Here is a 21,324-nt window from a genome sequence, read left to right on the forward strand (position 1 = left end):
GGAGGCGTCAGCCCGCGCGGTCCCGTACCCGCCCGGCACGCGCGCGGTCGGCGAGGATCAGCGGGACCGCGCACGCGGCGAGCGCGGCGCCGATCAGGCAGACGGCGGTGAGGTCCGCTCCCCGGTTCAGCACGGCTGCGGCGAGGACCGGCGTGCCGCTGATGCCCAGTTGGAAGGCCGAGACCGTGGTCGCCCCCGCGAGGGTCGGCGCGTCCGCCGCGATGGCGAAGACGCGGCCGTAGACGGCGGGGTTGAGGACGAACGCCGCGATGCCGAGGGCGAACACGACCGGAATCACCGCCCAGGCGTGCCGGACCGCGACGGTCATCGCCAGCGAGAGGACCGCGATCGCCACGGCGCCGGTGAGCAGCGCGCCGTGCGGCAGCCGGTCGGAGACGCGGCCGCCGATCGACAACCCCGCGAAGGCGCCGACGCCGAAGAGGGCGAGGACGGCGGGGACCCAGACCTCGGGCAGGGCGGTGATCCCGGTGAGCATGGCCGCGAGGTAGTTGAACGTGATCATGTACGCGGCTGTGGTCAGGATCGTGATCGCGTAGATGCCCCACAGATGCGGGTTGCGCATCGTGGCCAACTCCCGTGCCACGCCCGGCCGGACGCCCGCCGCCCCCGGGCCGGGCCGCGGGGCGGCGGGTATGCCGGCGAAGCAGCCGGCCATCCCCGCCAGCGTGAGGGCGACGACGACCCAGAAGCCGCCCCGCCACTCGATGAAGTGGCTGAGCAGCGTCCCGGCGGGACCACCGGCGATCATCGCCACGCTGAGCCCGCTGACCACGACGCCCGAGGCGCGGGCGTTGCGGTCCGGGGTGACCAGGCCGATCGCGGTCACCGACGCCACCGCGAAGAAGCCCGCGTACGCGACGCCGGAGACCACCCGGGTCAGCAGCAGGAGCTCGTAGCCGCCCAGCAGCCCGACGGCGATGCCAGCGCCGAAGACGCCCTGCGCCGCCAGCAGCGCGGTACGCCGCGGCCAGCGCAGGCTGAGCACCGCGAACGGCGGCCCGCCGAGCACGACGCCCAGGGCGAACGCGGTGATCAGGAACCCCGCGGAGGAGAGCGTGACGTCCAGGTCCGCGGCGACCGCGGGCAGCACGCCCGCGAGCAGGAACTCCGCGGTCCCCATGGCGAACAGGCTGAAGGCGAGCAGATACACCCCGGCGGGCAGGCGGTCCCGCCGCCCGCTCCGGACTGCCGCCTTGCCCCTGCGCCCCGGCCCCCGGCCGCCCCGCACCTTCCCGGGACCGCGGGCCCCGGTGAATCCGTCGTCCTGCGCCGTCCGCATGTCGACCACCTCCGCGGGCAGCGTCCGGGCGGCCGTGCCGAAACGACAACTTCCGTTGCCGATTCCGGGACGCGTTGGTTGACTGCGCCCCATGGACGACCAGCCCAGCGTCGGCGCCGTCATCGGCCAGATCGCCCCCCGGCTGCGCCGCGCCCGCGAGGCCAAGGGCGTCAGCCTCGCCGCCCTCGCGCGCGCCACCGGCATCTCGACCAGCACGCTGTCCCGGCTGGAGTCGGGCGGGCGCAAGCCGAGCCTCGAACTGCTGCTGCCGGTCACCGCGGCCCTCGGCATCCCGCTCGACGAGATCGTCGCCGCGCCCCGCATCGTCGACCCACGGGTGCCGCAGCAGCCGACCACGCGGGACGGCCGGGTGCTGATCCCGCTGTCCCGGCAGCAGGGCGAGCCGCGCGCGTACAAGATGACCATCCCGGCCCATGACAAGGAGCCGCATCTGCGGACCCACGCCGGCCACGAATGGCTGTACGTGCTGCGCGGGCGCCTGCGCGTCCGGCTCGCCGAGCGCGACTTCGTCATGACCGCGGGCGAGGCCGCCGAGTTCGACTGCCGGATCCCGCACTGGTTCGGCGCCGCGGGCCGCGGGCCCGTCGACGTGCTGAGCCTCTTCGGCAAGTCCGGCGAACGCATCCACCTCCGCACCGCCGGGGGCAGCGGGGGCCGGAGGTCCTAGGCCGAAGGTCTCGTTCCGCTGCCCGGCCGGCCTGTGATGGTGTCGGCGTACCCGATCACACCAGGGCGGCAGAGCGGGTACGGACACTCAGGGGCGGCAGGCACATCACATGGGCTTCGAACGGCAACGCGTCGTCATCACCGGCGCTTCCCGCGACTTCGGCCGGACTCTCGCCATCCGTTTCGCCCGGGAGGGCGCGGAGGTCTTCGTGTCCTCCCGCAGCCTGGACGCGTCGCGACGGGTGGCGGACGAGATCCGCGACCTCGGCCATCCACAGGTGCACGCGCTCGCCTGCGACCTGGCGGACCCCGCCTCCGTCCGGCAGTTCGCCGCCGACGTGGCGCAGCGCACCGACCGGGTGGACGTGCTGGTCAACAACGGCGCGCGCTGGCTGGGCGGGCCGGATCTCCTCTCCGCCACCGACGAGGACGTGATCGACACCGTGGCCGCCGGGGCGACCGGCACGATCCTCGTCGTCAAGCACCTGCTGCCGCTGCTGCTCGCGTCCGACCGGCCGGACATCGTCAACATGATCTCCGCCGCCGGGCTCCCGGCCCACCAGCGCTCCGACGCCCACGACGCCTTCTACGCCGCCAAGAGCGCACAGGCCGGCTTCGCCGACATCCTCTCCACGCGGCTGCGGCCCCGGGGGGTGCGGGTCATCTCGCTCTACCCGCCGGACTTCAGCAACCCGGACCCGCTGTCCCCGCAGTGGGAGAGCACTCCGCGCGGCCCCGACGACATGCTCACGGCGCAATCGGTGGCGGAGTGCGTGTTCTTCGCCCTCGGCCAGCCCCGGGACTGCTTCATCAAGGCGTTCCACTTCGAACAGACATCCGGCTGACGGACGGTCCGCATCTCCTGCCCGCGTCCGGGTGGGCCGGGCCGTCACGCTCCTACGAAGGTCACCGTCTCCGCCAGGTCCGCCCGGTCCGTACGCAGCGGCGGCACGCCCGCCTTCGCGTGGCCGACCGCGACACCGCACAGCAGCACGAGCCCGTCACCGGCCCCGACCGCCTCGGCGACGGTACGCCGGTACATCGTCCACATCACCTGGGGGCAACTGTGCAGCCCCTCCGCCCGGAGCAGCAGCATGACCGTCTGCAGGTACATCCCCGCGTCCGTCCACTGCCCCGGCCCCATCGCGCGATCGAGATAGCAGAACAGGACGACAGGGGCCCCGAACGCGCCCGCGTTCAGGGCGGCGATCTTCTCCGGCCTCCCGGGGTCGTCGCGCTCGATGCCCAGCGCCGCGTACCGCTGGGCCGCCGCGGCGGTGAACCGGTCCCGGTACGGCGGGCCGCCCATGCCGGCGGGGTACATCGGGTACTCCCGCTCGTCGCCCGGGTCCCCGGCCAGCGCCCTGGCCGTCGCGCGCTTCTTCAGTCCGGCCAGCGGGTCACCGCTGACCACGTACAGGTGCCACGGCTGGAGGTTCCCGCTCGACGGGGCGCGGGCCGCCGCCGCGAGCACCCGTTCGAGCACCTCCACGGGTACGGGCTCGTCGCTGAACGCCCGCACGGCCCGGCGGCTGTCCACGGCCTCGTACACGTCCATGCTCAGGGTTCCTTCGTCATGGACTCCAGCGCACGGCGCGTCTCCGGGCCGTAGACGCCGCGTTCGTCGCCGTCGATGTCGTTGGCGTCCTGGAAGCGCTCGACCGCCCGTCGCGTGAAGGGCCCGTAGTCGCCGTCGGCACGCGACAGGAACGGCGCATGACCGGACTCGATGAGCCGCTTCTGCAACTCGACGACCTCCGGGCCCGAATCCCCCTCCCGCAGCGTCGGCGGCGGAGGCGGCGGGTCCGGGTCCTCGGGAGTGGTGCCGGGGTCGGGGTCGGCCGGCGTGCTGGGGTCGGAGCCGGAGTCCGGCGGGGCGGCGGTGACCTGGCCGGCTTCGGTGCGGTCGGTGGGTGTCCCGTCCGGGTCCGCCGATGCGGTCCCGGTGCGGTCGGATTCCGAGGCGCTGGGCTCCGCCGCGTCGTCGCCGTCCGCGGGGGAGCTGGGGGCGCCGCTGTGCGAGGCGTCGGGGCCGGGCTTCGTGCCGCCGCCGGTGGGGACGGCGGTGACGGCGTCCGGCTTCGGTACGGCGCGGTCGTCCTCCCCGTCGTCCGAGAACAGCCCGGAGCCCAGCAGCCCGACGCTGAGCGCGGCCACGACGCCGCCGACCGTGAGGACCAGCGTCGCCCGGCGGCGCCTGCGGGCGGCGAGGCGGGCGATCCGGTGGCGCGGGTCGTACGGGTCGCGGGGGTCGTCCGCGTCGTACGGATCCCGGGTGGCGCGCGGCGCGGCCGGGTCGTCGGCGAAGAGGCCGAGGTCGGCGTCCGCGGGTCCCTCAGGCGCGGCGCCGATGGGGGCGTAGGGGGCGGCGAGGGTGCTGTCGGGAGGCGGCGCCCCCGTGGCGTAGCCCTCCGGCGTGCCACTGCCGGGCGGTGGCGCCTCCATGGCGTAGTCCTCCGGCGCGCCGCTGCCGGGCGGTGGCGCCTCCGGGCCATAGCCCTCCGGCGTGCCGCCGGCCTCGTCGCCGTCGCCGTCCCAGCCCCCGACCGGACCCGGCGCCTTCATGACGTACGGCCGCAGCAACGGTCTCTCCCGCTCCGGCGGACCCCCCGCGCTCACCTCGGCGCCGTCCTCCGCGCCGCTCTCCGCGCCGCAGGCGCAGCCTCGCCCGCCGTCCTCCCGGGGCGGCTCGCCGCAGGTGCGGCATGCGCGAGGTATCACCGTGCTCCCCCTCCTGTGGGCTGGAGGCGATTATGCAGACCCCGCGGAACCCTGCGCACCGCACCCCGGCCGCAACCCGGCCCGAGCGGACCGCCCCGGCGGGCCGTATCGATGCATCCGGGCGACTATGAGGCAAACGACCCGCGCATCACCGGCACCACGAGTCTCAAAAGCACCACCCACCGCACGGTCACCGCACCCGAGGGGAGCCGCGCATGTCCCAGACCGCCGGCGCCCCGCCCGCCCCCGAGGTCCCCGGGCAGGGCCTCCCCCGGCGCGCCGTCCTGGTGTCCATGGGCGCCCTGCTGTCCGGGATGCTCCTCGCCGCACTCGACCAGACCATCGTCGCCACCGCCCTGCCCACGATCGTCAGCGACCTCGGCGGCCTGGAGCACCTGTCCTGGGTGGTCACCGCCTATCTCCTGGCCGCCACCGCCGGCACCCCGCTCTGGGGCAAGCTCGGCGACCAGTACGGCCGGAAGAAGCTCTTCCAGACCGCCATCGTCATCTTCCTCGTCGGCTCCGCGCTCTGCGGCATCGCGCAGAACATGGGCCAGCTCATCGGCTTCCGCGCTCTCCAGGGCATCGGCGGCGGCGGGCTCATGTCGCTGGCCATGGCGATCGTCGGCGACATCGTGCCGCCGCGCGAACGCGGCCGCTACCAGGGCCTGTTCGGCGCCGTCTTCGGCACCACCAGCGTCCTCGGCCCGCTCCTCGGCGGCATCTTCACCCAGCACCTGAGCTGGCGCTGGGTGTTCTACATCAACCTGCCCATCGGCCTCGCCGCCCTCGTCGTCATCGCCGTCGTCCTGCACATCCCGCGCCGCGCCACCAAGCACCGCATCGACTACCTCGGCACCGCCCTCATCGCCTCCTTCGCCATCTGCCTCGTCGGCGTCACCTCCCTCGGCGGTACGACCTGGGCGTGGGGCTCCTGGGAGGTCGTCGTGGCCGGGCTGCTGGCGATCGCGCTGCTCACCGCGTTCATCCTGGTCGAGCGGCGGGCGCCGGAGCCGGTCATCCCGCTGAAGCTCTTCGCCATCCGCACGTTCACGCTCTGCTCGGTCATCGGGTTCGTCGTCGGCTTCGCGATGTTCGGCGCCATGACGTACCTGCCGACCTTCCTCCAGGTCGTCCGCGGCGTCTCCCCGACCACCTCCGGCGTCCACATGCTCCCGATGGTCGCGGGCATGCTCATCGCCTCCACCGGCTCCGGGCAGCTCATCAGCCGCACCGGCCGCTGGAAGGTCTTCCCCGTCCTCGGCACCGCCGTCACCACCGTCGGCCTCCTCCTGCTGCACCGGCTGCACCAGGGCAGCAACAACTGGGAACTCAGCGGCTACTTCTTCGTCTTCGGCTTCGGCCTCGGCCTCGTCATGCAGGTCCTCGTGCTCGCCGTGCAGAACGCCGTCTCCTACGCCGACCTCGGCGTCGCCACGTCCGGCGCCACTTTCTTCCGCTCCATCGGCGCGTCCTTCGGCGTCGCCGTCTTCGGCACCGTCTTCACCGGCCGGCTGCGCCACAAGCTCGAAGCGGAGCTGAGCGGTGTGTCCCTGCCCGGGGGGCTCAGCATGAAGTCGCTGGAGTCCGACCCCCGCTCGATCGCCCGGCTGCCCGCCTCCCTGCGGCAGGAGGTGGTGAACGCCTACTCCACCTCCATCACCGACGTCTTCCTCTACGCCGCCCCCGTCGCCGCCCTCGCCTTCCTCATCGCGCTCTTCCTGCGCGAGGACCCGCTGCGCGGCACCGTCACCGTCCCCGACGGCAGCGAGACCGTCGCCACCAACCCCGTCGAGCGCTCACCCCACGACGAGGTGTGCCGCGCGCTCAGCGCGCTCAGCACCCGGGAGGGGCGGCGGGAGTTGTACGAGGACATCACCCGCCGCGCCGGCCTCGACCTGCGGCCCGCGTCGAGCTGGCTGCTGCTGCGCGTCCAGCGGTACGAGTCCACCGAGCCGGTGGCGCTCGCCGAGCGCACCGGGCTGCCGCTCGACGTGGTCCTCGGCGCGGCGCAGGAGTTGGAGGAGCGGGGCCTGACACGCCGGGAGGGGCTGCCGGTGCTCTGTACGGAGGAAGGCACCCGGGTCGCGCGGCGGCTGTCGGCGGCGCGGCAGGCGGCGCTGGGCGAGATGCTCGGCGACTGGTGGACGCCCGACCGGCCCACGGACCTCACCGAACTGGTGGAGCAGTTGTCCGCCGAGCTGTGCGGCTCCGACCACGAGGCGCCGTCCGGCGAGGCGGTGGAGAAGTGGCGGCCGGACCCGGACTCCCCGCCGAAACCCCCCGCTTGACCGGCACCGCGCACCGCCCGTGCCGTACGACGGCCCGCACCGCCGCCGTACGGCGGCCGCACCACCGCCGTACGCCCCGGCGCACGACCGCCGTACGGGCAGCGCCCGGCACTCCGTGCCGTACGGCATGCGAGTGACGGCGGGTGAGCGGGTCCTCAGGAGTGATGCAGGTTACATCTGGTCCCCCCGTGCGAATTCCGGCGACGCGCCAGGCGTACGCTGTGATCCGCCCGGCGCTCTCGTCCGCGGCAGAAAAAATCACCGGATGACCGCCGGGACACGGGGAGCAGGGGAACAGTGGAGTTTGTGGGGTCACTGAGCGGTACCCCGTGGATGTACGCCATCGTCGCCACCTCCGTCCTCCTCGACGTCTTCCTGCCGCTGCTGCCCAGCGGCGCGCTGGTCATAATGGCCGCCACCGCCGCCGCCGGCACCACCACCGCGGCCGACGCCGTACGCAACGGCGCCACCCTCCCCGCCGCCGACCACCTCGCCGAACTGCTGGCCCTCATGCTCTGCGCCGCCACCGCCTCGGTGCTCGGCGACATGCTCGCCTTCCGGCTCGCCAGCAGAGGCCGCGAGAAGTTCGCCAACTCCCGCCTGCTGGTCCGTGCGCAGGAGCGCCTCGGCCACCACCTCAGCGGCCGGCGGGGCGGCGGGATCGTCGTCCTGGCCCGGTTCGCGCCCGCGGGGCGCAGCGTGGTGATGCTCGGCGCGGGCGCGATGCACCGGCAGGTGCGGGAGTTCCTGCCGTGGTCCGCGCTCGCCGGGCTGCTGTGGGCCGCGTACGGCGTGACGCTCGGGTACTTCGGCAGCCGCTGGCTGGGCGCGGGGTGGCTGGCGACAGGCGTGTCGGTGCTGGCGCTCTTCGTCGCCGGGCTCGGGGCCGCGTACCTGGTCCGCAGGCCGCGCCCGCAGCCGACGGCCACCGACTGACCACCACCGACTGACCGCGTCCGACCGCCGGTCCGGTCGCCCGCGTCCGGGTGCGTCAGCCGCGCAGGTAGGCGTCGACCTCGTCCGCGACCGCCCGCGAATAGCGCTCCAGACCCGGGGACTTGGCCGGGCACGGCTGCCCGCCCTCCGGGGTCGGCGCGAGGCAGAAGTGCAACGGGTCGTCGTCGCGGTGCAGTCGGGCGGTGCCGTCCGGGCCCGTGCAGTAGCCGGCGGTGCGCTGCTCGTAGTCGTTGCACGGCAGGTACTGCGTCCACTTCCCGTCGTCGTCGCGCAGTTCGCGGCCGGCGTCGGCCAGCAGGTCGCCTGATGCGGTGGCCTGCCGGTCGTACAGGGCGTTGACCTGCTCGATCCGGTCGGGGTGCAGCGCGTCCGGCGGCTGCTGCACCCAGACGATGCGGGGGCGCGGCACGTCGGCCTCGCGCGCGGCGTCGGCGATCTGCCCGGTAAGGGCGCGCAGGTCGGCGGCGTAGCGCTCGTAGTACGCGGCCGTCCCCCACTCGACGCCCTCCATGCAGGGCGTGTAGCCCCAGGTGTTGCCCCAGAACTGCAGCACGATCACGCCCGGTTCGCGCTTCTCGACCAGGGCGGCGGCCTTGTCCTCGCGCGGGACGAGGGAGCGGCCCGGGCGGCCCTGGAGGTAGTCGCAGACGGTGACGCCGGCGACGGGCTCGCTGCTGTACGAGGCGACGCGGGCGGAGCGTTCGAGCCGACCGCCGAGGACGTCCTGGGCCTCCATGGCGAGGGAGTCGCCGAGGTAGAGCACGTCCTGCGGGGTGCGCGGGGGCGCGGCGGGATCGGCCGGGGCGGAGCCGGGGGCGGTGGGCCCGGGGTCGGCGGGCCCGGACGCGCCGGGTCCCGGGGTGGGGCCGGGGGACGTGAAGCGGGAGCGGTCCGGCGCCTGGTCGCGTACCGCGCTGTCCACCGCGTCGCCGCCCGCCTCGCCGCCGTCGGAGCGCGACACCGCGCCCCATCCGACGGCCACGGCCACCAACGCCACGGCGAGCACGGGCCCGGCCCAGCGCTTCGTCTCCATCAAGTCCTCCGGCACCCGGTGACAACTGGCCAGTAGGGTAGGGAGTCGACCGCCCCCGGGTCGAGTCCCTTCGGCCCTTTCCGGCAACGGCCGTGCGACGGCGGTCGTCGGTGGCACGCGGCAGGCGTGGCGGCAACGCACCCGCCGCGCGGGCGGATTCGGCGTGCCCCGCGAACTCCAGCCGCAGCGCCACCGCCACGCGCGCGATGCCGCGGCGGCAGAAGACGGTGCGTGAGCGGGCGAGGGCGAGCAGCGCTTCGCGGACGCCTGGGACCACGAGGCCGGCCGGGCAAGGTCCAGTGGGGCGGAAGTGGCCGCGGACCGGGGCGGGCGCGGGCCCGTAGCGTACGGAGACGTGGCCGGTGCACGACGCATCGCCGCAGGTCGCGGCCGGTTCCGCCGCCGCGGCCCGCGGGCGTCGCCCGCCGCCCGCAGCCCCGCCCGCCGTACGCCCAGGAGGCCCCCGTGCACCCCGCCCTCGCCGCCGACCTCGACCGCTTCGGCCAGCTCCTCGACGCCGCCCGCGCCCGCGCCGCCGCCGCACTCCGCGGCCTCGCGGACCGCCCGGTCGCCGCCCCCGCGCCGCACGCCCCCGGCCCGTACGAGCCGCTGCCCGAGCGCGGCGCCGGGGGCGCGGCGGCGCTCGCGCGCTTCGGGGAGCGCTGGGAGCCGGGCCTGTCGGGCAGCGCGGGGCCGCGCTACCTCGGGTTCGTGACCGGCGGGGCGACACCTGCGGCGGTGGCGGGCGACTGGCTGGTGGGGGCGTACGACCAGAACGTGGTCGCCGCGGGCGACTCCGCGGCGACCGGCCTGGAGCGCGAGACGGTGGGCTGGCTGCGCGAGTTGTTCGGTCTTGGCGAGGCGCACGCGGGCGCGTTCGTGTCCGGGGCGACGATGTCGAACGCCGTGGGGCTGGCCGTGGCCCGGGAGTGGCTGGGCGAACGGCTCGGGGTCTCGGTCGCGGACGCCGGGGCCGGGGCGCTGGGCGAGGTCGCGGTCCTGTCGGGCGCGGCGCACTCCAGCGTCCCCAAGGCGCTGTCGCTCCTCGGGCTCGGCCGGGGCGCGCTGCGCGAGGTGCCGCTGCTGCCGGGGCGGGAGGCCGTGGACGTGGCCGGACTGGAGGCCGCGCTGGCGGCGTTGGACGGCCGGCCGGCGATCGTGGTGGCGAACAGCGGCACGGTCAACACCGTCGACTTCGACGACCTGCGCGCGATCGCGGCGCTGCGGGAGCGGTATCCGTTCTGGCTGCACGTGGACGCGGCGTTCGGCGCCTTCGCGGCGCTGTCACCGGAGCACGCGCACCTGGTGGCGGGGCTGGACGCGGCGGACTCGGTCTGCGTGGACCTGCACAAGTGGCTGAACGTCCCGTACGACGCGGCGGTGCAGTTCACCCGCCGCCGGGACCTCCAGGTCCGCGTCTTCCGCAACGCCGCCGCCTACCTGGCGCAGCCGGGCGACGACCCCGACTTCGTCCACCTCACCCCGGAGAACTCCCGCCGCCTGCGCGCCCTGCCGGCGTGGCTGACGCTGGCGGCGTACGGGCGCGAGGGCCACCGGGAGGTGGTGGAGCGCAACGCGGCGCTGGCCCGGCAGTTCGGCTCGGGGGTGGCGGACGGCTCCGGCGGCGGGCTGCGGCTGCTGGCGCCGGTGCGGCTGAACGTCGTGTGCTTCACGCTCGCGGCGGAGCCGACGCGGGAGCGGGTGGCGGCGCTGGCGGCGGCGGTGGCGGCGAGCGGGGAGGCGGTGGTCACGCCCACGGTGTACGGGGGGACGCACGGCTTGCGGGCGGCGTTCAGCAACTGGCGTACGGGGCCGGAGGATGTGGACCGGGCGGTGGCGGCGGTGCTGAACGCGGCGCGAAGGGCGTAGCGGCGCGCGACCGCCGGGAGGGTCCCTCCGCCGGCCGCGCCCGGCGCCTCACTCCGCCCCGAGATCCACCACCGTCCCCGGCCGTGCCACCCCCACCTCCCCGGCGAACCCCCGACGCGCCGCGGTGATCGCCGCCGCCTCGTCGCCGCCCGGCCACAGATGCGTGAGCAGCAGCCGCGCCGCACCCGCGCGGGTCGCGTGCGCGCCGGCCTGGCGGGCGCTCGACAGGTACGGCGCGTCCTCCTCCGGCACCTCCTCCGGGTACGTGGCCTCGGCGAGGAACAGGTCCGCCGCGTCCGCGAGTTCGGCGAGCGCCGGGCTCGGGCCGGTGTCACCGGTGTACGCGAGGACCCGGCCCGCCGCCGTCAGCCGCAGCCCGGCGTTGGGGACGTGGTGCGGCAGCGCGCGGGTGCCGATGCGGAACGGGCCGGAGGTGAACTCCGGCTCCGTCGCCGGGTCGAAGGCGTGCAGCTCGTACGAGCCGTGCAGCATCCCGGGCCGGTCCAGCGCCAGCACCGCGTCGAGCGCACCGGCCGGGGCGTACACGGGCAGCGCGGGCGCCGGAGTGTCGGCGAGCGCGCGGGCGCGCAGGAGTGGGTTGAGGTCGGCGCAGTGGTCGGGGTGCCCGTGGGTGACGACGACGGCGTCGACGTCCTCGGGCCGCAGGTGCCTCAGGAGCTGCGGCATCACCGCGTACCCGGGGTCGAGGAGCAGCCGGTGCCCGTCGTGCTCGACGAGATAGCCGCTGCACGCGGCGTCCGCGGTCGGCCAGGCGCCCCGGCCGCCGAGCACGGTGAGCTTCATGCCGTTCCTCCCTACGCGTACAGGGGCGGATCCGCCCCTGTACGCGTACGGTAACGGCTGCCGCGGGCTATGCCCGCGCGGGCCGCTTCACCAGGCGATATGCACCAGGAACCAGCCCGCGAAGCCCACCCAGGCCGCGACGAAGACCGCCTTGCCCACCGGCGTACGCACCCGGAACCACGCCCGGGTGCGCTCCGAGAGGGTGTCGCCCTTCTGCGGCGTGCGCAGGGCAATGACCTCCACCACCGCGCCGAGGGCGAGCAGTCCGCCCCAGATCCAGTCGGCCCCGCTCACGCCGGCCGCCCCTCGGCGTCGGGCGGCGGTACGGCGGCCACCGGCGCCGCGGGCTGCCGCGCCGCGGACGCCCGCGCCGGGTACTCCGGCGGTCGCGCCCATCCCAGCAGCACGCCCGCGACGAGACGCAGCGGCTTCCAGTCCCGCTTCGCCGCCCACTCCTCCAGCGCCCGGAACACCGCGTAGTACACGGCGGTGACCAGCGCGGTGACCCCGGCGGTCACGGTCGTGGAGTCGGCGTCGACGCCGAAGGCACCGGCCGCGGTCACGACCCAGCCGACGAGCAGGGGCACGAGGGTACGTAACACAGAGATGTAGAGATTCATGGTCAGATCCCCCGATCTGCGGCCACCACGGGTAAAGCGGCCTTCTCACACGGGAGATGCCCGCACAGCGGCATCCTGAACCACAACCTGAACGCCCTCTTCCGCATCGAACTCCCCCGGCGCGGCGGCCCCTTGGGGGCGCACTCGGGGCACGCGCGATCCGACGGCGGCGCTTGCGCGGCGCCCGCAACGGGGATGAGGGGAGAAACGCAAGAGACGGCAAGGACAGCAAGGGATAGCGCGAGGGATTCGGCCACCGTCCCGTCCCGACCCCCACTCGAAAGGGACGAGTGATGACCATCAAGGGCATCGACGTCAGTTCGCACCAGTCAGGCAACTACTCCACGCGGGGCATGAACTTCGTCTTCGTCAAGGCGTCGGAAGGCCGCAGCTACGTCAACCCCAAGCAGGGCGACCAGGCCACGCACGGCCGCGAGGCGGGCCTGGTCCTGGGCTTCTACCACTTCCTCTGGCCGGGCAACATCAAGGCGCAGGCCCAGTACTTCGTCGACAAGGCGAAGGAGAAGCCGGGCGACATGCTCGCCTGCGACTGGGAGCACACCAGCGAGGGCACCGCGGCCAGCAACAAGGAGAAGGACGCCTTCATCAAGGAGGTGAAGCGGCTGCGCCCGCGGCACAAGGTGCTCCTCTACTGCAACCGCGACTTCTGGCTCAACCGCGACACCACCAGCTACGCCGGCGACGGTCTCTGGATCGCCCAGTACAACGGCAAGCCCGGCAAGCCGGACATCCAGGCGTCGTGGCGCTTCCACCAGTACACGTCGTCGCCGATCGACACGAACGTGGGCCGCTTCGGCTCACGTTCCGCGCTGCGCTCGTGGGCGCGGGAGCGGTTCGACGCGAAGCTCACGGCGGACCCGGCCGAGGCCGGGACGGAGGCCGGGCAGCCGGCCGGGACCGCGGCCGGAGGCGGAGCCGAAGACCCGGAATGAGGGGTGCGGCGGACCTGGGGTCCGTCTTCGATCTCCCGTCTGCGGCGCGAACGACGCGAGATTGAGGACAGACCCTGGCGGCGGGCCGCCGCGAGGCATCCGCCCGATCCGCCGGACTCCACCGGGACAACCCGAGAACGAAGATCGCTTCCGGTCCGCGGAACCTGCCGGTTCCGCGGACCGGAAGCACACGCGTCTCCGCGTAAACCGCCGCCCGCGCCCCCGGCCGGATCGCTTGCCGGTCGTACGCCTTCCCGCCCTCTCCCCCGCGGCCAGGAAGCCGCCGGAATCGGCCCCTCCCGCGTGTCCGCGTGCCGACAGGGCCTGTGAGCAGCGGCTTTAGTCCCGTCCATGGACTGCTTTGGATACTCGCCGGGCGCGGGCACGTCATCCGGGACCACCTGTTCCAGATCCGGCTCCGGCTGCCTTCCCGCGCACCCGGGCCGAGTACTCCCCGGGAGCCGGGCGCAGCAGTCCGTCCGTACGTCTGGAAGGGAAGAGCGTGACAGGTGCGACGACACCGGCCCAGGGCGGCACCCCCCGGGTGCCCTGCTGCTCCCAGGCGACGGCCCCCCAACCGCCATGGACCTTCTCCGCGTTCAGCCGCCCGTTCCGCGGCCCGGTCCTGATATCCACCACCGGCCGCAGGCCACTGACTGCCTGACGGCCTGGAAGCAGAGGTATCTCATGAGCGAGACCCTGCAAGAAGGACGGGCGGCGCCGCCCGGGAAGAGGCTGAGCGCCTTCGTCAGCCTGGCGAAGCTGTCGTTCTTCGACTACTACCTGTCCGCTTTCGTGGTGTGGACGATGCTGCCACCCGGGACCCGGGACGACCCGGTCACCGTGTGGACGCTGGCCGTGCTCACCCTGGGCTGGGTGGGCGTCTGCGCCGCGACCGTCGCCTTCGACGACGTCACGGGCTTCCGGGACGGCAGCGACCAGTTCAACTACGACCCCGAGCAGGGGCAGTTGCGCAGCCGCAAGCGCAAGCCGCTCCTCGACGGCCGGCTGACCGAGCGGGAGGCCGTACGGTTCGGCTACGCCGCGCTGCTCACCGGCCTCGTCTGGCTGGGTCTCGCGGTGCTGACCTCGCCGCACCGGCCCACCTGGGTCCTGCTGCTGACGGTCTTCCTCGTCTTCATCAGCGTGCAGTACTCGTACGGCCTGCGGCTGAGCTACCGGGGCGGGCAGGAGCTGGTGCTGCTGCTGAGCACCGGTCTGGTGGTGCTGATCCCCTACGGCCTGACCCACGGGGAGCTGACCGGCATCGTGGCCATGGAGGCGTACCTCTTCGGCCTGTGGAGCCTGCTGGTCTCGGTCTACTCCAACATCAACGACGTCGACGGCGACCGGGCCGCCGGCCGCAGGAACCTCGCGATCATGCTCCCCGCCCCCGTGTACCGGGGGGTCATCGCCGTGCTGAGCCTGTCCGAGACCGCCGTCATCGTGCTCGCCTGCGCCCTCGGCGCCGTGCCGTGGTGGTTCGGGTTCTTCCTCGTCCCGCTGGTCGCGGTGCGCGTCGTCCAGATGGCGACAGGACTGGTCCGGCACGACCCCCTCAAAGCCCGGAAGCTCGGCGGTCAGGCGCACCGGCTCGGTGTGGTCCTGATCATCGTCGCCAACCTGTTCGCCGTCTGACCCACTTCGGGGAAAGCAAGGTGGATCATGAAGAAAGCACCACGTCCGAAGAACCTCGGCGGCCTGCTCGAGTCCTACGCCGGCGCGGAGACGCCGCAGTGGAGCCTCGACCGTCCCTTCGACATCGCGCCCGACGGCGGCCGGGAGTACGACGTCTCGGGGCTGGCGCGGCTGGTGGCCGACATGTCCGGGCGGCTCCGGGAGGCGGGCCTGCGGCGCGGTGACCGGCTGGCCATCGTCAAGGAGAACCACCACGACGTCGTGCTGCTGGCGGCCGCGGCCGCCCGTATCGGCGCGCTCCCGGCGATGATCTCCACCTCCGTCGCGCCCGCGACGCTCGCCACCATGATGGAGCGCTTCGACCCCCGCGTCTTCATCGCCTCGGACTCGGTGCTCGCCGCCGGGGCGGCCGCGGGTGTGACGATGACCGGCGAGAAGACCCAGGTGGTCGCGATCGAGGGCGACACCTCGCTCTCGCCGGGATCGCTCGCCCTGGCGGACCTCGCCGGCGCCGACGTGCCCCCGATGGATCTGAGGGCCGACGACGAGCCCATGATCTGCACGCACACCTCGGGCACCACCGGCGTGCCCAAGCTGGTCGCGCACTCGGCCAACACCCTGATCGGCGTCCTGACCAAGCTGGAGACGCTGCCCATACCGGGGCTCGCGGTGGGCAAGGACGACGTGTTCGCCTCCTGCATCGCCTTCGTCCACGGGCGCGCGATCACCTGGACGTACGCCCAACTGGCCAGGCCGCCCAAGAAGGTGGTGGTCCTCGGCGGCTCGGAGCCGCAGCTCGTCGCCGAGACGCTGAAGAAGCACCGGCCCACGGTCCTGGAGACCTGCCCCAACCTCTACCAGCGCTGGGAGCCGCTCACCGAGAGCGACCCGGAGGCGTTCAGCCAGATCCGGGCGTACCTCAACACCTTCGACGCCATCCACCCCTCCACGGTGCGCAAGTTCATGGAGGCCAGTCAGCGGAGCCGGCCCGTGTGGGGGCAGGTGTGGGGCCAGAGCGAGACGGGCCCGGTGGCGATGGCGCTCTACTCGCGGAACAAGATCCGCAAGAACGCGGGCGCGCTGAACCCGGTGACCAGCAACGTGGGCAGGCCCGTTCCGTTCGTCACCCGGATCCGGCTGGCCGACCCGGAGACCCGCAAGCCGGTGGCCCGTGGGAAGCAGGGGCTCGTCCTGGTGCGCACCAAGGGCCTGTGCCTCACCTACCTCGGTGAGGACGAGCGGCACCGGGAGAAGAAGTGGGACGGGTGGTGGAACACCGGCGACATCGGCGTGCGGTCCAGGACCGGGCTGCTGCGGATCCTCGACCGCGAGGTGGACGTCATTCCGGGGACGAGCGGCATCGAGCTGGAGAGCATCCTGCTGGAGCGGCTGAAGCGGTCCACCGAGGTGATCGTGCTCGGCAACCCCGGCGGCCTGCCCGTCCCGGTGATCAGCCTGTCCGGCGGCACGCTCGGCAAGGAGGAGTGGAGCGAGGCCACCGAGGGACTTCCCGAGCTCGCCGAGCCGAAGATCATCGACTGGGACGAGTTCCCCCGCACCGGCACCTGGAAGGTCCGGCGGTTCGACCTGCGCCAGCAAGTGCTCGGCTCCCAGGCCACGTACGGCTCCGGCCGCTGGACCTGAGCGGACCGTCACCTCAACCGCCACCAGAGAACGGACCAGGCGATGAAGAAGATCGTCATCATGGGCCAGGGCTACGTCGGTCTCCCGCTCGCCATGCTGGCTGCAGAAGCGGGCAACACGGTCGTCGGCTTCGACGTCAGTGAGGAGCGGGTCAAGAGGTTGTGCGCCGGCGAGTCCTTCGTCGAGGACATCGCACCGGAACGGCTCGCGAGTGCGCTGGCGTCGGGCAACTACCGGCCCACCACCGACGAGAAGCAGATCGACGGCTTCGACGTCGCGGTCATCAGCGTCCCCACGCCGCTGCGGGAGGGGGCGCCCGACCTCCGGCACATCGAGTCGGCGACGGGCATGGTGGGGCGCTTCCTGCGCCGCGGCGCCACCGTCGTGCTGGAGTCGACCACGTACCCGGGGACCACCGAGGAACTGGTCGCCCCGATCCTCGAAGAGAGTTCGGGACTGACCGCGGGCGAGGACTTCCAGCTCGGCTACAGCCCGGAGCGGATCGACCCGGGCAACCGCACCTGGACCCTGGACCGTACGCCCAAGGTCGTCTCCGGAGTGAACGAGAAGTCGCTGACGGCCGTCGACGACTTCTACGGCGGGCTCATCGAGAACACCGTCCCGGTCGGCTCCACCCGGGTCGCCGAGCTGACCAAGCTGGTGGAGAACACCTTCCGCCACGTCAACATCGCCCTGGTGAACGAGCTGGCGATCTTCGCGCGGGAACTCGGGATCGACGTGTGGGAGGCCATCGACACGGCCTCGACCAAGCCCTTCGGCTTCATGCGGTTCACCCCGGGTCCCGGAGTCGGCGGCCACTGCCTGCCGGTGGACCCGGTCTACCTGTCCTGGCGCGTCAACCGGGCCCTGGGGCAGCGCTTCCGCTTCGTGGAGCTGGCCAACGACGTCAACGACCACATGCCCGGCTACGTCGTCCAGCGGCTGATCTCGGCGCTCAACGAGCGGCGGATGTCGGTCAACGGCGCCCGGGTCCTGGTGCTGGGGCTCGCGTACAAGGCGGACACGGGCGACGCCCGGGAGTCGCCGGCGGTGCGGGTCATCGAGGCCATGCTGCGGATGGGCGCGAAGGTGCGCGCGGTGGACCCGCACGTGGTCGAGCCGATCGCCATCGACGACCGGGTGATGCGGGCCGAGCTGGTCCCCGAGGAGATCGAGCAGGCCGACGCGGTGCTGCTGATCACCGATCACTCCTCGTTCGACTACGACCTGGTCGTCGAGCACGCCCCGTACGTCCTGGACTGCCGGCGCCGGCTGCCCGCGGGCCCGACGGTGGAGCACCTGTGAGCGGGCCGCAGCGCATCCTGGTCACCGGCGCGACCGGCTTCATCGGCGGCGCGGTGACCCGGGCGCTGCTCGCCGCGGGCCGCGAGGTGACGGCGCTGGTACGCGACACGTCGCGGGCGGAGGAACTCGCCGGGGCCGGCGCCCGGCTGCACACCGGCGACATGCTGCGCCCGGAGACGTACGTGCCGCTCGTGGACGACGTGGACGCCGTGGTGCACGCGGCCCAGATCCGCTTCCGCGGCCGGATGTCGAAGACCACGCTCGCCGTGATGCGCGAGGCGGACCGGGTGATGTCCGACGCCCTGGCCGATGCCTGCCTGAAGGCCGGCAACCGGCTGCTGTACGCCGCCGGAACGTTTGTGTACGGGGACCACGGCGCCGAGTGGATCGACGAGTCCACCCCGCACACCCCCGCGCCGCTGGGCGCCGGCCACGCGGACGGCGCCGCCCGGCTGCGCGCCCTGACGGCGCGGGGCCTGGATTCCGTGGTGCTCTACGCCGGCTTCGTGTACGGCCCCGGCGGCAACTTCAAGGCCGCGTTCTATGACCAGGGGCGCGCCGGCCGGCTGCGCCACCCAGGCGACGGCCGGAACCACTGGAGTTGCGTCCACCTGTCCGACCTGGCCGCCGGCTACCTGGCCGCGCTGGACCGGGCGCCGGCGGGCAGCGGCTACAACCTGGTCGACGACGAACCGCTGCCGCTCGCCGAGTTCACCCGCGCCATCGCCCGCGAGATGGGTGTCTCGCGGGTGTCGGGGGTGCCGGGATTCGCCGCCTCCCTGGCACTGGGCCGCCCGGTGGCCACCTCGCTCATGACGTCGTACCGCGTGTCCAACCGCCGCGCACGCGCGGACCTCGGCTGGGTGCCGGCCCACCCCACCGTGGCCGACGGCCTGCCCGGAACCCTGGAGGCCCTCGCGGCCGGCGCGGCCTTGTCCCCACGAGACGGCTCCTCCACGAAGCAGCGCGGAAGGTGAGGCAGATGAGTAGGAACCTGAGCGGCACGCGGAACGGTGCGGGCCACGCCATCGTGATCGGCTCCAGCCTCGCCGGGCTCACCGCCGCCGCCGTGCTGGCCCGGCACATGGAGCGGGTCACCGTCATCGAGCGGGACAAGCTGCCCAGTGATGCGCAGTGGCGTCCGGGAGTCGCGCAGTCGCGGCACGCGCACAACCTGATGGCCGCCGGGCACCAGGGCCTGGGCCGGCTGTTCCCCGGGATCCAGCAGGAGCTGCTCGACGCGCAGATGGTGTCGGTTCGGGTGCCCGAGGACATGCTCATGCTCGCGCCCGGCGGCTGGATGCCCCGGTTCGAGACCGGCATGACGATGATGACGGGCACCCGCGACATCGTCGACGCGGTCGTCAGGGACCGGCTGGGGGCCGAGCCGAAGGTGACCTTCCTCCAGGAGCACGAGGTGGTCGGCCTGCAGCGCGGCCCCGGCGACTCGGTCGGCGGCGTCCGCGTACGCGCCAAGGACAAGGACGCCAAGGGCGGCTGGGGCGAACCGGAGGCGATGGCCGCGGAGTTCGTCGTCGACGCGGCCGGACGCAAGTCCCGTGCACCGCAGTGGCTCGGCGAACTGGGCTACGACAAGCCCGCCGAGAGCGTGGTGGACGCCAAGACCGCCTACGGCACCACCGTCTACGAGCCTCCCGCCGGCCACGCCGCCGACTGGAAGTGCATCCTGCTGCTGGCCACCCCCGAGAACCCCAAACAGGGCATCCTCAACCCCATCGAGGACGGGCGCTGGATGGTCTCGGTCTCCGCCAGCGGCGGCAACCGCCCGCCCACCGACCACGAGGGGATGCTCGAAGGCGCCAAGTCGCTCCGCCACCCCGTGGTGTACGAGGCCATCAAGGACGCGACCCCGGTCGGCCCGGTGTACGGCTCGGGCCGCACCGAGAACCGGTGGCGCCACTTCGAGAAGCTGCGCCGCTGGCCCGACCGGTTCCTGGTGATCGGCGACGCGCTGGCGGCCTTCAACCCCTCGTACGGGCAGGGGATGTCCGTCGCGGTGCAGAGCGCGCTGCTCCTCGACAGGATGCTGGAAAGCCGCGGGATAGCCGACGGCGGCACCCAGCGCATCCGCCGCGCCCTGGCCAAGCAGGTCGCCGTCGCCTGGCAGTTGGCCACCGCCATCGACCTGCACTACCCCTGGGCCGCCGAGGCCAGCCCGCCCGATCTGCCGACCCGGCTCGGCATGCGCTACGTCGACCGCGTCGGCGCCGCCGCGCCGACCGACCACGACGCGGCCCGGGTGGTGCTGGAGCTGGCCCAGCTCCTGGCCGCGCCGACCGCGGTGTTCCGCCCGCGCGTGCTCAGGTCGGCGGTGCGCGGGGCACGCGGACCCGTGTCCGCCGACCCCCCGCGCGCCCCGCACGGGGCCACGTCCGCTCCCGGAGCGGACGACCGGGCGATCTCTTCGCCCGCCAACCGGAAAACAAGGAGTAGCTGATGTCGACTCAGTCCACAGACAAAGCGCCGGATATGACGCCGGGTGAGGCATCGGAAACCGGCCACATTACCGAGGATCTGACGTTCCGCATCCGGACGAGTGCCGACCCGGAGAACGAATGGGTGCTGAGCGCGCAGCTCGTCATACCCGAGGGCGGCGCCGACACCGTCCAGGTGCTGCTGCCCGGCCTCACCTACGACAGGCGCTACTGGCAGGTGCCGGGCGAGTACGACTACTGTGACCATATGCTCCGAGCCGGATACGCGGTGTTGCTGCTGGACCGGGTGGGAACGGGAGCGAGCAGCAGGCCCCCGGCGACACAACTCCACGCGGACAGCCACGTCGAGACCATCCATCACGTGATGCAGCAGCTCCGCTCCGGCACCCCGGCAGGGCACTCCTTCAGCAAGATCGTCTCGGTCGGGCACTCCTACGGCGCGGGCATCGCCATCATGGAAGCAGCCGCACACGCCGACATCGACGCGCTCGTGGTCACCGGCATGCTGCACACGACCTCGCCGCTCTACGACGAGGTCATCAACTTCTTCCACCCGGGCTCCCAGGACCCGGTCCTGAACGACGCCTCCCTGCCGCAGTGGTACATGACCCAACGCCCCGGTCTGCGCGCCCGGATGCTGGAGCACGCCGACGGCATGGACCCGGAGCTCTCCGCCCATAACGAAAAGATCAAGTCCACCGCCACCCTCGGCGAGGGTGAGAGCCTGCCAAAGACCTATCTGCCCGAGCATTCCCGTGCGGTCAAGGTCCCGGTCTTGTTGGTGGTGGGAGAGCATGACGCCTTGTTCAGCAGTGCGGACGTCGATTTCGCGGCAACGGGCGAAGCCGTACTCGCCTTTGAGGCGGACTTCTACGCGGCGGAGTCGGAGCTGGAGGCACACGTCATCCCGGGCGCGGGTCATTCATTGAACGTTCACCGAAATGCCACCGACAGCTACGCCATCGTCCGGGACTGGGTGGACCGGAAGCTCTCCGGGTAGTTCCCGTGGCGGAGTTGATGATGCGAAAGGTAAGTGATGTTTGATC

19 protein-coding genes are annotated in these 21,324 nt (G+C 73.2%); 12 read left to right on the plus strand and 7 right to left on the minus strand.

All coding sequences use genetic code 11. The features are described from left to right. Window positions 1–7: 7 nt before the first annotated feature. Window positions 8–1,300, minus strand: a complete 1,293-nt coding sequence (locus ACFYVJ_RS21600) for an MFS transporter (protein WP_388893744.1) — start codon at window positions 1,298–1,300, stop codon at window positions 8–10. A 91-nt stretch (window positions 1,301–1,391) separates the two neighbouring features. Here ACFYVJ_RS21600 and ACFYVJ_RS21605 point away from each other — a divergent pair, with 91 nt between their 5' ends. Continuing rightward, a complete protein-coding gene (locus tag ACFYVJ_RS21605; protein ID WP_388893746.1) occupies window positions 1,392–1,988 on the plus strand; it encodes a helix-turn-helix domain-containing protein in 597 nt (198 codons plus the stop codon). Window positions 1,989–2,097: 109 nt separating this feature from the next. After that, window positions 2,098–2,832 (plus strand): SDR family oxidoreductase, encoded by a 735-nt coding sequence (locus ACFYVJ_RS21610; RefSeq protein WP_388893748.1) that lies wholly within the window; start codon window positions 2,098–2,100, stop codon window positions 2,830–2,832. A gap of 44 nt (window positions 2,833–2,876) precedes the next feature. Here the strand turns inward: ACFYVJ_RS21610 and ACFYVJ_RS21615 are convergent, their stop codons facing one another. Then, the gene (locus tag ACFYVJ_RS21615) at window positions 2,877–3,545 is read right to left on the minus strand and encodes a nitroreductase (RefSeq protein WP_388893750.1); all 669 of its coding nucleotides are present in this window, start codon (window positions 3,543–3,545) and stop codon (window positions 2,877–2,879) included. Between the two features lie 2 nt (window positions 3,546–3,547). Then, window positions 3,548–4,708: a peptidoglycan-binding protein gene (locus tag ACFYVJ_RS21620; protein WP_388893752.1), complete on the minus strand. Its 1,161-nt coding sequence runs from the start codon at window positions 4,706–4,708 to the stop codon at window positions 3,548–3,550. Between the two features lie 215 nt (window positions 4,709–4,923). Here ACFYVJ_RS21620 and ACFYVJ_RS21625 point away from each other — a divergent pair, with 215 nt between their 5' ends. Both ACFYVJ_RS21625 and ACFYVJ_RS21630 read left to right on the plus strand, forming a co-directional pair. Further along, window positions 4,924–6,999, plus strand: coding sequence for a DHA2 family efflux MFS transporter permease subunit (locus tag ACFYVJ_RS21625; protein ID WP_388893754.1), 2,076 nt, complete (start codon window positions 4,924–4,926; stop codon window positions 6,997–6,999). Between the two features lie 333 nt (window positions 7,000–7,332). Further along, the gene (locus ACFYVJ_RS21630) at window positions 7,333–7,935 is read left to right on the plus strand and encodes a DedA family protein (protein WP_388893899.1); all 603 of its coding nucleotides are present in this window, start codon (window positions 7,333–7,335) and stop codon (window positions 7,933–7,935) included. Between the two features lie 55 nt (window positions 7,936–7,990). Here ACFYVJ_RS21630 and ACFYVJ_RS21635 read toward each other — a convergent pair whose 3' ends face one another. Then, window positions 7,991–8,989, minus strand: a complete 999-nt coding sequence (locus tag ACFYVJ_RS21635; RefSeq protein WP_388893756.1) for a hypothetical protein — start codon at window positions 8,987–8,989, stop codon at window positions 7,991–7,993. A gap of 465 nt (window positions 8,990–9,454) precedes the next feature. On the opposite strand from ACFYVJ_RS21635, the gene ACFYVJ_RS21640 reads away from it, so the two are divergent. Beyond that, the gene (locus ACFYVJ_RS21640; RefSeq protein ID WP_388893758.1) at window positions 9,455–10,858 is read left to right on the plus strand and encodes a pyridoxal phosphate-dependent decarboxylase family protein; all 1,404 of its coding nucleotides are present in this window, start codon (window positions 9,455–9,457) and stop codon (window positions 10,856–10,858) included. A 48-nt stretch (window positions 10,859–10,906) separates the two neighbouring features. On the opposite strand, the gene ACFYVJ_RS21645 is transcribed toward ACFYVJ_RS21640, so the two are convergent. The 3 genes from ACFYVJ_RS21645 to ACFYVJ_RS21655 form a co-directional block, all read right to left on the minus strand. Further along, on the minus strand, window positions 10,907–11,662 hold the full coding sequence (locus tag ACFYVJ_RS21645) for an MBL fold metallo-hydrolase (RefSeq protein WP_388893760.1): 756 nt from the start codon (window positions 11,660–11,662) through the stop codon (window positions 10,907–10,909). Between the two features lie 87 nt (window positions 11,663–11,749). After that, entirely contained in the window at window positions 11,750–11,956 is a 207-nt protein-coding gene (locus ACFYVJ_RS21650; RefSeq protein WP_101424770.1) for a hypothetical protein, read from the minus strand. Continuing rightward, window positions 11,953–12,282: a hypothetical protein gene (locus ACFYVJ_RS21655; RefSeq protein WP_388893762.1), complete on the minus strand. Its 330-nt coding sequence runs from the start codon at window positions 12,280–12,282 to the stop codon at window positions 11,953–11,955. Before ACFYVJ_RS21655 ends, ACFYVJ_RS21650 begins: the two co-directional genes overlap by 4 nt. Window positions 12,283–12,575: 293 nt before the next feature. Between ACFYVJ_RS21655 and ACFYVJ_RS21660 the strand changes: the two genes are divergently transcribed. The 7 genes from ACFYVJ_RS21660 to ACFYVJ_RS21690 all read left to right on the plus strand — a co-directional run bounded on the left by ACFYVJ_RS21660 (window position 12,576) and on the right by ACFYVJ_RS21690 (window position 21,278). Continuing rightward, complete coding sequence (locus ACFYVJ_RS21660) at window positions 12,576–13,235, plus strand: glycoside hydrolase family 25 protein (RefSeq protein WP_388893764.1); 660 nt, start codon at window positions 12,576–12,578, stop codon at window positions 13,233–13,235. A 687-nt stretch (window positions 13,236–13,922) separates the two neighbouring features. Continuing rightward, window positions 13,923–14,873: a UbiA family prenyltransferase gene (locus ACFYVJ_RS21665; protein WP_388893766.1), complete on the plus strand. Its 951-nt coding sequence runs from the start codon at window positions 13,923–13,925 to the stop codon at window positions 14,871–14,873. Window positions 14,874–14,900: 27 nt separating this feature from the next. Next, window positions 14,901–16,517: a class I adenylate-forming enzyme family protein gene (locus ACFYVJ_RS21670; protein WP_388893768.1), complete on the plus strand. Its 1,617-nt coding sequence runs from the start codon at window positions 14,901–14,903 to the stop codon at window positions 16,515–16,517. Between the two features lie 42 nt (window positions 16,518–16,559). Then, window positions 16,560–17,822, plus strand: a complete 1,263-nt coding sequence (locus ACFYVJ_RS21675) for a nucleotide sugar dehydrogenase (RefSeq protein WP_388893770.1) — start codon at window positions 16,560–16,562, stop codon at window positions 17,820–17,822. Next, window positions 17,819–18,799, plus strand: a complete 981-nt coding sequence (locus ACFYVJ_RS21680) for an NAD-dependent epimerase/dehydratase family protein (RefSeq protein WP_388893772.1) — start codon at window positions 17,819–17,821, stop codon at window positions 18,797–18,799. Before ACFYVJ_RS21675 ends, ACFYVJ_RS21680 begins: the two co-directional genes overlap by 4 nt. Before the next feature lie 5 nt (window positions 18,800–18,804). Next, a complete protein-coding gene (locus tag ACFYVJ_RS21685; protein WP_388893774.1) occupies window positions 18,805–20,280 on the plus strand; it encodes an NAD(P)/FAD-dependent oxidoreductase in 1,476 nt (491 codons plus the stop codon). Next, complete coding sequence (locus ACFYVJ_RS21690; RefSeq protein ID WP_388893776.1) at window positions 20,280–21,278, plus strand: alpha/beta hydrolase; 999 nt, start codon at window positions 20,280–20,282, stop codon at window positions 21,276–21,278. The genes ACFYVJ_RS21685 and ACFYVJ_RS21690 overlap by 1 nt, the downstream gene beginning before the upstream one ends. Window positions 21,279–21,324: the final 46 nt, after the last annotated feature.

This window comes from Streptomyces sp. NPDC004134 (genome assembly GCF_042874195.1).
GTDB lineage: Bacteria > Actinomycetota > Actinomycetes > Streptomycetales > Streptomycetaceae > Streptomyces.